This window comes from Kitasatospora sp. NPDC036993 (assembly GCF_055607525.1).
In genome coordinates, this window is sequence record NZ_JBVJRP010000006.1 from 189,140 (window position 1) to 202,230 (window position 13,091).

Here is a 13,091-nt window from a genome sequence, read left to right on the forward strand (position 1 = left end):
GGAGCGCCCCCCGGTCCGGGCGGTGAGGCCGGTCCGGGTCACCGGGCGGCCGCCCCGCGCGGACTAGGCTGGCGCCCATGAGCAGCCCGAACCCGACGCCCCTGGACCTCACTCTCGACGGCGGCACGCTGACCGCCAGGCTCGTCGACTTCCCCTCGGTGAGCGGCGACGAGCAGGCGCTCGCCGACGCCGTGGAGGCCGCCCTGCGCGGCTACCCGCACCTCACCGTGGACCGTCACGGCAACAACGTGGTGGCCCGGACGAACCTGGGCCGCGCCGAACGCGTCGTGCTGGCCGGCCACCTGGACACCGTGCCGATCGCCGACAACCTCCCCTCCCGCGTCGAGGGGGACCTGCTGTACGGCTGCGGCACCACGGACATGAAGTCCGGGGTGGCCGTCCAGCTGCGGCTGGCCGCCGGCCTGACCGAGCCCAACCGCGACCTCACCTTCGTCTTCTACGACTGCGAGGAGGTGGAGGCCAGCCGCAACGGCCTGGGCCACCTGGCCAAGGACCGCCCGGAGCTGCTGGCCGGCGACTTCGCGGTGCTGATGGAGCCGAGCGGGGGCATGGTCGAGGGCGGCTGCCAGGGCACCCTGCGGGCGCAGGTCAGGCTCACCGGCGTGCGCGCCCACTCGGCCCGCAGCTGGCTCGGCGACAACGCCATCCACCACGCCGCCGAGGTGCTCACCCGACTGGAGGACTACCGGCCGCGCCGGGTGGAGATCGACGGCCTGGAGTACCGCGAGGGCCTGAACGCGGTCCGGATCGACGGCGGCGTGGCCGGCAACGTGATCCCGGACGAGTGCGTCGTCACGGTCAACTTCCGCTTCGCCCCGGACCGCGACGAGGCGGACGCGAGGAAGCACGTGCAGGAGGTCTTCGCGGGCTTCGAGGTGGTGGTCACCGACTTCGCCGCGGGCGCCCTGCCCGGTCTCGCCCAGCCGGCCGCCCAGGCCTTCCTGGCGGCCACCGGCGGCCAGGCCAGGGCCAAGTTCGGCTGGACCGACGTCGCCAGGTTCAGCACGCTCGGCGTCCCCGCGGTCAACTACGGGCCCGGCGACCCGAACCTCGCGCACAAGCGGGAGGAGCACTGCTCGCTGAGCGCCATCGCCGAGGCCGAGGAGCGGCTGCGCGCCTGGCTGACCGGCTGAGCCGGGCGGCCCGGCTCGGCCGGCCCGCGGTCGAACGCCACCTTCCGGTTGCCCAACCGACCTTCCCCCGTTGCCTGAAAACGGGGGAAGGCGGGCGTAGGGTTTCGTCATGACAGGCACAGGAGACGAGAAGCACTACGGCCACGGTCCCGAGCAGGTCGGGGTGCCGCGGAAGAAGAAGGCCTGGCCCGAGAAGCAGAAGGGCCCGGTGCTGGTGCGCCGGGACCAGGTCGGCACGAGCACCACGGACCAGCGCCTGCTGGACACCACCGGCCCCACCGACTGGCTGCACACCGACCCGTGGCGGGTGCTGCGGATCACCTCCGAGTTCGTCGAGGGCTTCGGCGCCCTCGCCGAACTCCCGCCCGCGATCAGCGTCTTCGGCTCCGCCAGGACCCCGGCCGACTCGCCGGAGTACGAGGCGGGTACGGCCATCGGCCGGGCCCTCGCCGAGGCCGGCTACGCGGTGATCACCGGTGGCGGCCCGGGCGCGATGGAGGCGGCCAACCGCGGCGCCTCCGAGGCGGGCGGGCTCAGCGTCGGGCTCGGCATCGAGCTGCCCTTCGAGCAGGGCCTCAACGAGTTCGTCGACCTGGGGCTGAACTTCCGTTACTTCTTCGTCCGCAAGACGATGTTCGTGAAGTACTCGCAGGGCTTCGTGGTCCTGCCCGGCGGCCTCGGCACGCTGGACGAGCTGTTCGAGGCGCTCACCCTGGTGCAGACGAAGAAGGTCACCCGCTTCCCGGTGATCCTCTTCGGCAGCGCGTACTGGGGCGGCCTCTACGAGTGGCTGAAGGACACCCTGGTCGCGCAGGGCAAGGCGGCCCCGCACGACCTGGAGCTGTTCCACGTCACCGACGAGATCGACGAGGTCATGAAGATCCTCGCCGACGCCCGCCGGCCCGCGAACGAGATCTAGGCCCGAGCCCTAGGCCAGCCCCCGGCGGGCGACCGCCGGGGGGCGGGTGCCCCGGATCGAGGCGACCATGTCCAGCACCTGGCGGGTCTGCTCGACCTGGTGCACCCGGTAGACCTGCGCGCCCAGCCAGGCGGAGACCGCCGTGGTGGCCAGGGTGCCGAGCAGCCGCTCGTTCACCGGCTTGTCCAGGGTCTCGCCGACGAAGTCCTTGTTGGAGAGCGAGACCAGCACCGGGAAGCCGGTCGCGGTCATCTCCGGCAGCCGCCGGGTGGCCTCCAGCGAGTGCCGGGTGTTCTTGCCGAAGTCGTGGCCCGGGTCGATGATCACCGCGTCCCGCCGTACGCCCAGCTCCACCGCGCGCTCGGCCAGCCCCACGGTCACCCGCAGGATGTCCGCCATCACGTCCTCGTACCCGGTCCGGTGCGGCCGGGTGCGGGGCTCGGCACCGCCGGCGTGGGTGCAGACCAGCCCGGCTCCGTGCCGGGCGGCGACCTCGGCGAGCTTCGGGTCCACCCCGCCCCAGGCGTCGTTCAGCAGGTCGGCGCCGACCTCGCAGACGGCCTCGCCGACCTCGTGCCGCCAGGTGTCCACGCTGATCACCGCCTCGGGGTGGCGCTTGCGCAGCTCGGCCACGAAGGGCACGGTGCGCCGCAGTTCCTCCTCGACGGTGACCTCGTCGCCGGGCCCCGCCTTCACCCCGCCGATGTCCAGGATCGCCGCGCCCTCGGCCATCGCCCGGTCCGCGGCGGCGAAGGCGGCCTCGTCGGCGAAGGTCGCACCCCTGTCGAAGAACGAGTCCGGCGTCCGGTTGACGATCGCCATGATCACCAGCTCGTCGTCACCGAATTCCCGCGGTCCCAGGCGCAGTGCCACCGATGTCTCCTCCACAGCTCCTGCGGGTGCGATGATGGCCCCCGGCCTCACTAAGGGACCATGCTGTCATGATCAGTGTGGTTCCCTGCCACCTCATAGCGGACCGGCCGGGAGTTCGGGAGGACAGCTCGTGTTCTGGGTGATCGTGGTCGCCATGGCCGTGGTGGTCGGCGGTGCCGCCCTGGTGGCGCTCGGCGGGGGAGGTTCGATGCCGGAGGCGGCACCGGACCGCGTCTCCGCACGGCTGCCGCAGGACCGCCCGCTGGGCAAGGCGGACGTGGACGAACTGCGCCTGCCGATGGCGCTGCGCGGCTACCGGATGGACGAGGTGGACGACGTCCTGGACCGCCTCGGTGCCGAACTCGCCTACCGCGACGCGCGGATCGCCGAGCTGGAGGCCGCCGCCCACCTGCGCGGCGCCGTCGAGGCGACCGCCGCCCCCGACCCGGCGGCCGAACCGCTGCCCGGCCTGGAGGAGTTCGCCCAGGTGGTCGAGCCGGCCGTGGCGCTCACCAAGCAGCCGGCCGGGGAGCAGACCCCCGAGGACGCGAAGCCGGGGCGGGACCGGTGACGGCGGCGGACGGCGCGGTGCTCGGCGCGGACGGCCTGCGCCGCTGCGGCTGGGGCGACTCCCCCGAGGACTACCGCTTCTACCACGACACCGAGTGGGGCCGCCCGGTGCACGGCGACGACGCGCTGTTCGAGCGGGTCAGCCTGGAGGCCTTCCAGTCCGGACTGTCCTGGCTGACCATCCTGCGCCGCCGCGAGGGCTTCCGGGCCGCGTTCGCGGGCTTCGAGATCGCCAAGGTCGCCGAGTTCGGCGAGGCGGAGCAGGAGCGCCTGCTCGCCGATCCGGGCATCATCCGCAACCGGGCCAAGATCGAGGCGGCGATCTCCAACGCGCGGGTCGCCCGCGACCTGGAGGGCGGCCTGGACGCGCTGATCTGGGGGTTCGCCCCGGAGCCCGGCCGGCCGGCCCCCCGCGCCCTGGGCGAGGTGCCGGCCGTCACGCCCGAGTCGACGGCGCTGGCGAAGGCGTTGAAGAAGGAGGGCTTCCGCTTCGTCGGCCCGACCACCGCCTACGCCCTGATGCAGGCCTGCGGGCTGGTCGACGACCACCTGGCGGACTGCCACGTCCGGACCGGCGCCCGGGGCTGACCACCGGGTCCGGGCCGGCCGGCCCGGACCCGCCGAGGCCGTCGGCGGCCCGGGTGCGTCAACGGCCAGGGTGCGTCAACGGCCCAGGTACGTCGGCTTCTCCTTGGCGATGAAGGCGCGCACCGCGATCCTGTGGTCCTCGCTCTCGCCGGCCAGTGTCTGCAACTCGTCCTCCTTGTCGAGGAGTTCGTCCAGCGAGTGGGAGGCGCCGTACGCCAGCGACTCCTTGACGGCGCCGTAGGCGACGGTCGGGCCCTCGGCCAGCTCGCGGGCGAAGACCCGTGCGGTGGCGGCGAGTTCCCCGGCCGGCACCACCTTGGTGGCCAGGCCCAGCTCCATCGCCTCGGCGGCCTTCACCGTCCGGGGCAGCATCAGCAGCTCGGTCGCCCTGGCGTGCCCGACCAGCCGGGGCAGCGTCCAGGAGGCGCCCGAGTCGGCGGTCAGCCCGATCCCGGTGAAGGCGGTGTTGAAGCCGGCCCGGTCGGAGAGGACGCGGAAGTCGCAGGCGAAGGCGAGCGAGGCACCCGCGCCGGCCGCCACCCCGCCGACCGCGGCGACGGTCGGCTTGCGCATCCCGGCCAGCGCCCGCACCAGCGGGTTGTAGTGCTCGCCGACGGTCCGCAGCGCTCCCTCGCCGGTCTCCTCGGCCCGCTTCAGCATGGCCAGGTGCTCGTTCAGGTCCTGCCCGACGCAGAACGCCCGCTCGCCCGCCCCGGTCAGCAGCACGGCCCGCACCGCCGGGTCGTCGGCCGCCGCGGTCACGGTGTCGCGCAGCGCGACCTTGGTGGCCACGTCGAGGGCGTTCATCGCCTCCGGGCGGTTGATGGTGATGACGGCGAGGCCGCCGTCCAGCTCGTACTGCACGGAATCGGACATGGGTGAGGGCTCCCGGGGTCGTGGCGGTGTCAGTCGTGTGTGTCAGGATGCCGGAGCACGCGGGGGCCTGGGGAGTGTGAGGTATCGCACCTTCCCGTGGCGTCCGCACCGCCGCCACGCCGGGGCTTATGACATGAATTGCGACGGTTGGGGGCGGTCCGGCCGTGGTTGCACCGAGAGTGATGTTGGTCATCAGCCCGTGGCATGCGGGATAATGGCTTCCGATCAATGCGTTCGATACCGGCGGTGGACGGACTGCCGGTGCGTAGCTGAGCGGTTGCAGGAAGGGGAACGAGCATGGCGGCCATGAAGCCGCGGACGGGTGACGGCCCGCTCGAAGTCACCAAAGAGGGGCGGGGCATCATCATGCGCGTTCCGCTCGAAGGCGGCGGACGCCTTGTGGTGGAGCTCACGCCTGACGAGGCCGACGCCCTCGGCGAGGCCCTGAAGAAGGCCTGCGGCTGACCGCAGCAGGTGCTCGCCATCTCCTGGGGATGTGCAGCCGGGCCCGGGTACGACGTCACGTCGGCCCGGGCCCGCGCGTTTTGCGCCCCGCCGGGGCCCGGTGGCCCACGGCCCCGGAACGGCCGCACAGGGGCTGCCCGGCGGCCTCTCGGCGGCCGCTCAGCGCTTGATGGCGCAGAGCAGCCCGTCCGACACCGGCAGCAGCGCCGGCAGCAGGGCCTCGCTCTCCCGCACGTCCCTGACCAGGTCCCTGACCGCCCCGGTCTGCGGGTCCTGGAGGTCTGGCTCGGCCAGCCGGCCCTCCTGGAAGACCCCCTCGAAGCAGACCATCCCGCCCGGCCGCAGCAGCCGCAGCGCCTCCAGCAGGTACTCGCAGGACTCGGCCGGATCGCCGTCGCAGAACACCAGGTCGTACTGGCCGTCGGCGAGCCGGGGCAGCACCTCCAGCGCCCGGCCCGGTATGAACCTGGAGCGGTTGGCCGCGAACCCGGCCGCCTGGTACGCCTCGCGGGCCAGCTGCTGGCGCACCGGCTCCGAGTCGACGGTGGTGAGCACGCCGTCCGGCCGCATCCCGCGCAGCAGGTAGACCCCGGACACCCCGGTGCCGGTGCCGATCTCGGCCACCGCCTTGGCGTCCAGCGCGGCCGCGAGCAGCCGTAGGCAGGCCCCTCCGCTCGGGCCGATCGCCCGTATCCCGGTCCGCGCGGACTGTGCCCGGGCGTAGGTCAGCACCGCGTCCTCGCCCACGTAGGTGTCGGCGAGAGCCGCGCGTGCGGGCCCGAACTCGCTGATGGCTGCCTCTTCCGGAGCTCCGGGCGGCGACCCGGTGCCGAAGGATGTCGATATTTCCTGGCACAGGTTACTGGCCGACCGGGAACTGCGTACGGCGGCGGGCCGTTGTCATGACGGACCGGGTGCGGAAGTCCTCCCGGGCACTTTTATCCGGGCTTGACGGGTGAGGTGGATATGGTGGTGGCCCTGCTGGGCAGAAGAGCCGACCGAGGAGGTGTGGCCGAGGGCGACGTCCCTGTGCGGCGGCACCCCCGCGGCACCGCGTCAGCCCGTACGCCGAAGCCCGTGATGAACCAGCCTGCGCACTCCGACCTGGACCAGCCCGTCGCCGCGACGCCGGCCACCGAGGCGCCCGCCCTCGCGACCTTCACCGAGGGTCCCGACGCGCAGACCTGGACTCCGCCCACCTGGGAGGAGATCGTCGAGGCGCACAGCGCCCGCGTCTACCGGCTCGCCTACCGACTGACGGGGAACCAGCACGACGCCGAGGACCTCACCCAGGAGGTCTTCGTCCGGGTGTTCCGTTCGCTGTCGACCTACACCCCCGGCACGTTCGAGGGCTGGCTGCACCGGATCACCACCAACCTGTTCCTGGACATGGTCCGCCGCCGCCAGCGCATCCGCTTCGACGCGCTCGGCGAGGACGCGGCCGAGCGGCTCGCCTCCCGCGAGCCCAGCCCGGCCCAGCACTTCAGCGACACCCACTTCGACGCCGACGTGCAGCACGCCCTGGACACCCTCGCCCCGGAGTTCCGCGCCGCCGTGGTGCTCTGCGACATCGAGGGACTGTCCTACGAGGAGATCGCCGCCACGCTGGGTGTCAAGCTCGGCACCGTCCGCAGTCGCATCCACCGCGGCCGTTCGCACCTGCGCGCCGCGCTCAAGCACCGCGCCCCCGGCTCGGCCCCCGGCCGTGAGCGCCGCGGCGGCTCGGAGGAGCCGGTGCCCGTCGGTGTCGGCGCGGTCGAGGCCGCGGTCGCGCCCGGTGGGCGCGGACGGAGGCGGTCGTGAGCGGAACCAGCCGGTCCGGTTCGGACCGGTCGGACCCGTCCGACCGGCCTCCGACCCGACGGAGCTGGGGCCTGCCGGGCCGTCGCGGAGGCGACGAACCCGGTGAGCCCGTGCTGCCCCCGGTGGCGCTGCCCGCGGACTCGGCGCTGCACGCGCTTCCCGTCCGCCCCGCCGCACCCGCCGTCGAGGAGCACCACCTCGGCGAGCGCCTCTCCGGCTTCCTGGACGGCGAACTCGGCCACGACTCGCGCGACCGGGTCCAGGCCCACCTGGCGACCTGCCCGCAGTGCCTCGCCGAGGCCGACGAGGGCCGCGCCGTCAAGCACCTGCTGACCCGCACCGGCACGCCCGGCCCGTCCGCCGGGCTGATGGCCCGCCTGATGGCCGTCGGCAACCTGCCCGAGGACGCCCCGGCCGACCACGACTGGCAGGCCGGGCGCGGCCGCCGCGATGACGACGACGACCTGCCCGGCGGCGGGGTCGCCGCCACCGGCACGCTCGGCGGCAGCCGGCTCGACGGCGGCTCCTTCGGCCGCGGTGCCGGGGCCTCCTTCGGCGCCGGCGCGCTCGGCGCCGACTCCCCGCTGCCCGGGGTCGACCCGCGCGCCTTCGGCCGCGGCGCGGTGCTGCGGCCGCTGATGGGCCGGCGCTCCGGCCGTCCCGAACCCACCGCCGACGCCCCGGCCCGTCCGGAGCCGTCCGCGACCGCGTTCCGTGCCCCCGCCCGCGGCCGCCGGCTGGTCTTCGCCGCCGCGGGAGCCTTCTCCGTCGCCGCGGTGACGCTCGGCGGCGTCGGCGGGCTCACCCCGCAGGGCGAGGAGCGCCACGGCACCACCGTCAGCCCGCCCGGGGCCGGGAGCGGCCGCGGTGGCGGCCTCGTCCCGATGAACGCGCAGGTCCCGGTGGACTTCCCCGGCCGACCGGTCGCCGCGACCCGCGAGGCGACCCCGTCGGGCTCCCCCGAGCGCTACCCGGGCGGCGTGGCCGCGCTGCGCCAGCAGACCCGGTAGAGCGGCCCTCGAAGGACCGGGCACAGGCCCTCGACCGTTCGTCCGCACGGCCTCGGCCACCAGCAGGTCTTTACCACGGCTTCATCCCAGCGTGGACCAGGGACTCGCCGGTGGCCATTACCCTGTAGGAACCGTCGTCCGACGAGCTAGGGAGCAAAGGGTGTTCAGCGACGTAAGCGGGCTGGAGGTCCTGACCCTGGTCGTGATGGCGATCATCATCTTCGGTCCGGACAAACTGCCGAAGCTGATCCAGGACACCATGAACGTCGTCCGGAAGATCCGCTCCTTCGCCGACAACGCGAAGGAGGACATCCGCAGCGAGCTGGGCCCCGAGTTCCAGGACTTCGAGTTCGAGGACCTCAACCCCAAGACCTTCGTCCGCAAGCAGCTCATGGGCGACCAGGAGGACCCGCTGGGCCTCAAGGACATGAAGGACTCGCTGGACATCCGCTCCGTCCTGGACGACAAGCCGGCGGCGCCGGTGAACGGCCGCAGCGGCAGCGTCAGCTTCGAGAAGTCCGAGCCGGCCCCCGCCTCCGCCGGGGCCCCGCTGGCGCCCGGCGAGCGGCCCCCGTTCGACCCCGACGCCACCTGATCCGCGCCGCCGGTCCGCGTCGCGCGCGGCGCTCCGGCAGCGCGCCGGCACGCCGCGCACGGTGCCCGGAACCGCGCCGCCGCCCCGCCCGGCCACCCGGCTGAGCGGGGCGGCGGCTCGTGCGCCGCTATTGTGCTGATTGTTCCCGCTGAGCCGTCCGTCACATCGCGACCCGTCGCGGACCAGGAACGGCTCCGGGGAACGCCGCGGTGCGCCACCATGGGAGCGCGCCACGGCAGGCAAACGTGTGTTTGAGGAGGCCCGGGGATGGACGCGACGAGTCAGGCGGGAGGGGCGACGGCCACGGCCGGTGGCCCGGTGGTCGGCGGGCAGGCCCGTCCGGCGGACCCACTGGTGCCCTACCTGTCCGCCGACTTCCCCTGGTACGGGCTGGACGAGGGCTGGACCGGCCGCCGCTTCCTGGTGCAGGCCGGCGCCGGCGGCCGGGCCGCGGGCAGTGTCGACTACGGCTCGCTCGGCCACGGCGAGGAGCCGGCCCAGCGGTACGAGCCGCGCGACGTGCGGAAGTTCGCCGTCGTGGTCACCGTGGCCCGCCGGGACAGCCGCCGCAGCGCCGACAACACCGGCACCCTGGAGGCGACCTCCGCCTCCTCCGCCGCCTGGCTGGCCGGCTCCGGCCTGCTCGCCGCGACCTGGCCGGGGCAGCTGGACCGCGCGCTGCGACAGGACTGGCTGGACCAGCAGAGCAGCCTCGCCTGGGACCTCGCCGACGACCTGGCGGGCCCCGGCTGGTCCACCCTCAGCCTGCCCGTCAACGGCCTGCCGCAGCCCTTCCGCTACCGCGAGTCCGAGTACGGCTGGGTGCTGGCGGGCGAGGCCCCCGGCGTCCTGCTGGGCGCCTACGGCCGCGGCGTCAGCGCCTACGGCATCGGCTTCTCCACCGTCCCGGAACTGGCCGCCTACACCCGGCCGTAGGGCCCGTGGCGGTACGACGAGGGGCCGGGTGGTCACCCGGCCCCTCGTCGGTCACCGCCTCAGAACTTGTTCCTGGGCGTCAGGCCCAGCGACATCCCCGACAGCCCGCGCTGGCGGCCGCCGAGCTTGCCGGCCACCGCGCGCAGGGCGGCGCCGGCCGGGGAGTCGGGTGCGGCGAGCACGACCGGGCGGCCGTCGTCGCCGCCCTCGCGCAGCCGGACGTCGATCGGGATCGAGCCGAGCACCGGGACGGTCGCGCCGACGGTGCGGGTGAGCGCGTCCGCGACGATCCGGCCGCCGCCGGTGCCGAACACGTCGATCATCTCGTCGCAGTGCGGGCACGGCATGCCGGACATGTTCTCGATCACGCCGACGATCTTCTGGTGGGTCTGCACCGCGATGGTGCCGGCCCGCTCCGCCACCTCGGCGGCGGCCATCTGCGGGGTGGTGACGATCAGGATCTCCGCGTTGGGGACCAGCTGGGCCACCGAGATCGCGATGTCGCCGGTGCCGGGCGGCAGGTCCAGCAGCAGCACGTCCAGGTCCCCCCAGTACACGTCGGCGAGGAACTGCTGGAGCGCGCGGTGCAGCATCGGGCCGCGCCAGACCACCGGGGCGTTGCCCGGGGTGAACATGCCGATCGAGATGACCTTCACGCCGTTCGCCTGCGGCGGCATGATCATGTCCTGGACCTGGGTCGGCCGTCCCTCGACGCCCAGCATGCGCGGCACGCTGTGGCCGTAGATGTCGGCGTCCACCACGGCGACCTTCAGGCCGTCCGCGGCCATCGCGGCCGCCAGGTTCACGGTCACCGAGGACTTGCCGACGCCGCCCTTGCCGGAGGCGACGGCGTAGACCCGGGTCAGCGTGCCCGGCTTGGCGAACGGGATCTCCCGCTCGGGGGCGCCGCCGCGCAGCAGCTGGGACAGCTCCTTGCGCTGCTCGTCGCTCATCACGTCGAGCTCGACCTCGACGCCGGTCACGCCGGGGACCTTCCCGACCGCCTCGCGCACCCGGGTGACGATGGTGTCGCGCATCGGGCAGCCGGAGACCGTCAGGTAGACCGCGACGTGCACCGCGCCGCCCTCGGTGATCCCGACCGATTTCACCATGCCGATCTCGGTGATCGGGCGGTTGATCTCCGGGTCGTTGACGGTCGCCAGCGCCTGGCGTACGGACTCCTCCGTGACGCCGGCCGCAACCTCTGTCTCGTTGGCCATGCCTTGATGGTACGGCGCCGCCGGATTGCCTTGACTTGCCGGTAGCGTGCCGCCGGTCACAGGGAGCCGGAGGTCTCCCGGCGCTCCTCGATCTCCCTGAGCAGGGACTGGAGTTCGGACCGGATGAAGTCTCGGGTGGCCACCTCGCCGAGGCCGTGCCGCAGGGCCGCGACCTCGCGGGTCAGGTACTCGGTGTCGGCGATGTTGCGGTCGCTGCGGGCCCGGTCCTGCTCCATGTTGACCCGGTCCCGGTTGTCCTGGCGGTTCTGCGCCAGCAGGATCAGCGGGGCCGCGTACGAGGCCTGGAGCGACAGCGCCAGGGTCAGGAAGATGAACGGGTACTCGTCGAAGCGCACGCTCGCCGGCAGCAGGGTGTTCCACGCTATCCAGACGACCACCACCACCGTCATCCAGACGATGAACCGCCCGGTGCCGAGGAAGCGGGCGATCCGCTCGGACAGGACGCCGAACGCCTCCGGGTCGTAGGAGGGCAGCGAGAGCAGGCCGGGGCGGGCGGTGCGGGGCTGGTCGAGCCTGGCCCGGCCGGTGCCGGTGATCGGCGTGGTCTCCGCGCGCCGGTCCCGGCCTCCTTCGCGGGTGCGCAGCTCGCGCAGCTGGCGCAGCTGACGGAGTTCACCCTGGAGGCGCCGGCGCGCGGAGTCGTCCGGCCGTCCGTTCCGGTCACCGTCCACCGGTCACCCCTTCCGTGTCGTCGTCGCGGGTCTCGTCGTCGGCGTGCAGCGCGGCGTCGCGCCAGTCGTCCGGCAGCAGGTGGTCGAGCACGTCGTCGACGGTCACCGCGCCGAGCAGGTGGTCCGCCTCGTCCACGACCGGCGCGGCGACCAGGTTGTAGGTCGCCAGGTAGCTGGTGATCAGCGACAGCGGGGTGTCCGGCGGCAGCGGGTCCAGGTCGTCGTCCACCAGCGAGCCGACCAGGACGTACGGGGGCTCGCGCAGCAGCCGCTGGAAGTGCACGGTGCCCAGGTAGCGGCCGGTCGGGGTCTCGTTCGGCGGCCGGCAGACGAAGACCTGCGCGGCCAGGGCGGGCTTGTGGTCGCTGACCCGGACCCGGGCCAGCGCCTCGGCGACCGTCGCGTCCGGCTCCAGGACGACCGGCTCGGTGGTCATCAGACCGCCGGCGGTGTCCTCCTCGTACGACAGCAGGCGGCGCACCGGCGCGGCCTCGTCCGGCTCCATCAGCTGGAGCAGCCGCTCGGCCTCGTCGCCGGGCAGTTCGGAGAGCAGGTCGGCGGCGTCGTCCGGGTCCATCGCCTCCAGGACGTCGGCGGCGCGCTCCTTCTGGAGCTTGCCGATGATCTCGACCTGGTCGTCCTCGGGCAGCTCCTCCAGGACGTCGGCCAGCCGCTCGTCGTCGAGGGCGGCGGCCACCTCGGCACGGCGCTTGGCGGACAGGTGGTGCAGCACGCTGGCCAGGTCGGCGGGACGCAGCTGCTCGAAGGTGGCCAGCAGGTTGGCGGCGCCCTGGTCCTGCTCCGGCAGCGAGAAACCGGTGACGTCCTGCCAGTCCAGGGTGAGCCGCTCGCCCCTGCCCTTGCGCAGCCTCCCGGCGCGGCCGACCTGGACGAAGACCTTGCTGATCTCCCACTCGCGCAGCCGGGTCTGCACCATGCCGACGTCCAGCACGGTGACCCCCTCACCGGTCTTGGACCAGGTGACGGTGCGGTCCAGCAGCTCGGCGAGCACCAGGGTCTCGGACGGGCGCTGCTCGAAGCGGCGCAGGTTGATCACCCCGGTGGTGAGCACCTGGCCGGACTCCAGGCTGGTCACCCGGGTCATCGGCAGGAAGATCCGGCGCCGGCCGACCACCTCGACCACCAGGCCCAGCACGCGCGGCGGGCGGCCGCCGAGCCGCAGCGACACGACCACGTCCCGGACCCGTCCGACCTGGTCGCCGTTCGGGTCGAAGACGGCGATGGCGGACAGATGGGAGATGAAGACCCGGGTGCCTGGTCCTGCCATGGACTCCCTCGACTCGCTCGACGCCGTACCGGATGCGCCGGGGGCGCACTCGCGGCCAAGGCTACCCGCGCGTCCGGGGCCCGGCCCGGTGGCACGGTAGCC

At 73.7% G+C, this 13,091-nt stretch carries 15 protein-coding genes; 9 read left to right on the forward strand and 6 right to left on the reverse strand.

Features of this window, described 5'->3' with window-relative positions; genetic code table 11:
- Positions 1–77: 77 nt before the first annotated feature.
- Complete coding sequence (gene dapE, locus ACZ7C5_RS14795; RefSeq protein WP_470322706.1) at positions 78–1,154, forward strand: succinyl-diaminopimelate desuccinylase; 1,077 nt, start codon at positions 78–80, stop codon at positions 1,152–1,154.
- Positions 1,155–1,263: 109 nt separating this feature from the next.
- On the forward strand, positions 1,264–2,073 hold the full coding sequence (locus ACZ7C5_RS14800; RefSeq protein ID WP_401083296.1) for an LOG family protein: 810 nt from the start codon (positions 1,264–1,266) through the stop codon (positions 2,071–2,073).
- Positions 2,074–2,082: 9 nt separating this feature from the next.
- Here ACZ7C5_RS14800 and folP read toward each other — a convergent pair whose 3' ends face one another.
- Positions 2,083–2,895, reverse strand: a complete 813-nt coding sequence (folP, locus tag ACZ7C5_RS14805; RefSeq protein WP_401083733.1) for a dihydropteroate synthase — start codon at positions 2,893–2,895, stop codon at positions 2,083–2,085.
- Positions 2,896–3,076: 181 nt separating this feature from the next.
- Here folP and ACZ7C5_RS14810 point away from each other — a divergent pair, with 181 nt between their 5' ends.
- Positions 3,077–3,517 (forward strand): DivIVA domain-containing protein, encoded by a 441-nt coding sequence (locus tag ACZ7C5_RS14810; RefSeq protein WP_188296509.1) that lies wholly within the window; start codon positions 3,077–3,079, stop codon positions 3,515–3,517.
- Positions 3,514–4,104, forward strand: a complete 591-nt coding sequence (locus ACZ7C5_RS14815) for a DNA-3-methyladenine glycosylase I (protein WP_188296510.1) — start codon at positions 3,514–3,516, stop codon at positions 4,102–4,104. Before ACZ7C5_RS14810 ends, ACZ7C5_RS14815 begins: the two co-directional genes overlap by 4 nt.
- A 75-nt stretch (positions 4,105–4,179) precedes the next feature.
- Here ACZ7C5_RS14815 and ACZ7C5_RS14820 read toward each other — a convergent pair whose 3' ends face one another.
- Positions 4,180–4,980 (reverse strand): enoyl-CoA hydratase-related protein, encoded by an 801-nt coding sequence (locus tag ACZ7C5_RS14820; RefSeq protein WP_470322707.1) that lies wholly within the window; start codon positions 4,978–4,980, stop codon positions 4,180–4,182.
- Between the two features lie 297 nt (positions 4,981–5,277).
- On the opposite strand from ACZ7C5_RS14820, the gene ACZ7C5_RS14825 reads away from it, so the two are divergent.
- Entirely contained in the window at positions 5,278–5,445 is a 168-nt protein-coding gene (locus tag ACZ7C5_RS14825) for a DUF3117 domain-containing protein (RefSeq protein ID WP_014137929.1), read from the forward strand.
- Positions 5,446–5,604: 159 nt separating this feature from the next.
- Here the strand turns inward: ACZ7C5_RS14825 and ACZ7C5_RS14830 are convergent, their stop codons facing one another.
- Positions 5,605–6,237, reverse strand: a complete 633-nt coding sequence (locus tag ACZ7C5_RS14830) for an O-methyltransferase (protein ID WP_188296514.1) — start codon at positions 6,235–6,237, stop codon at positions 5,605–5,607.
- Between the two features lie 288 nt (positions 6,238–6,525).
- On the opposite strand from ACZ7C5_RS14830, the gene sigE reads away from it, so the two are divergent.
- From sigE to ACZ7C5_RS14850, 4 genes are all read left to right on the forward strand, one after another.
- On the forward strand, positions 6,526–7,248 hold the full coding sequence (sigE, locus tag ACZ7C5_RS14835; protein ID WP_401083735.1) for an RNA polymerase sigma factor SigE: 723 nt from the start codon (positions 6,526–6,528) through the stop codon (positions 7,246–7,248).
- A 110-nt stretch (positions 7,249–7,358) separates the two neighbouring features.
- Complete coding sequence (locus ACZ7C5_RS14840) at positions 7,359–8,258, forward strand: zf-HC2 domain-containing protein (protein ID WP_401083301.1); 900 nt, start codon at positions 7,359–7,361, stop codon at positions 8,256–8,258.
- A 160-nt stretch (positions 8,259–8,418) separates the two neighbouring features.
- Positions 8,419–8,853 carry a sec-independent translocase gene (locus tag ACZ7C5_RS14845; protein ID WP_401083303.1) on the forward strand — a complete coding sequence of 145 codons (435 nt, stop codon included), beginning with the start codon at positions 8,419–8,421 and terminating at the stop codon, positions 8,851–8,853.
- 267 nt (positions 8,854–9,120) lie between these two features.
- Positions 9,121–9,789 (forward strand): hypothetical protein, encoded by a 669-nt coding sequence (locus tag ACZ7C5_RS14850; protein WP_188295020.1) that lies wholly within the window; start codon positions 9,121–9,123, stop codon positions 9,787–9,789.
- Between the two features lie 59 nt (positions 9,790–9,848).
- On the opposite strand, the gene ACZ7C5_RS14855 is transcribed toward ACZ7C5_RS14850, so the two are convergent.
- The 3 genes from ACZ7C5_RS14855 to ACZ7C5_RS14865 all read right to left on the reverse strand — a co-directional run bounded on the left by ACZ7C5_RS14855 (position 9,849) and on the right by ACZ7C5_RS14865 (position 12,989).
- Positions 9,849–11,009 (reverse strand): Mrp/NBP35 family ATP-binding protein, encoded by a 1,161-nt coding sequence (locus tag ACZ7C5_RS14855; RefSeq protein WP_188295019.1) that lies wholly within the window; start codon positions 11,007–11,009, stop codon positions 9,849–9,851.
- A gap of 56 nt (positions 11,010–11,065) precedes the next feature.
- A complete protein-coding gene (locus tag ACZ7C5_RS14860; RefSeq protein WP_401083737.1) occupies positions 11,066–11,614 on the reverse strand; it encodes a DUF1003 domain-containing protein in 549 nt (182 codons plus the stop codon).
- 76 nt (positions 11,615–11,690) lie between these two features.
- A complete protein-coding gene (locus ACZ7C5_RS14865) occupies positions 11,691–12,989 on the reverse strand; it encodes a magnesium transporter MgtE N-terminal domain-containing protein (protein ID WP_470322708.1) in 1,299 nt (432 codons plus the stop codon).
- Positions 12,990–13,091 lie beyond the last annotated feature (102 nt).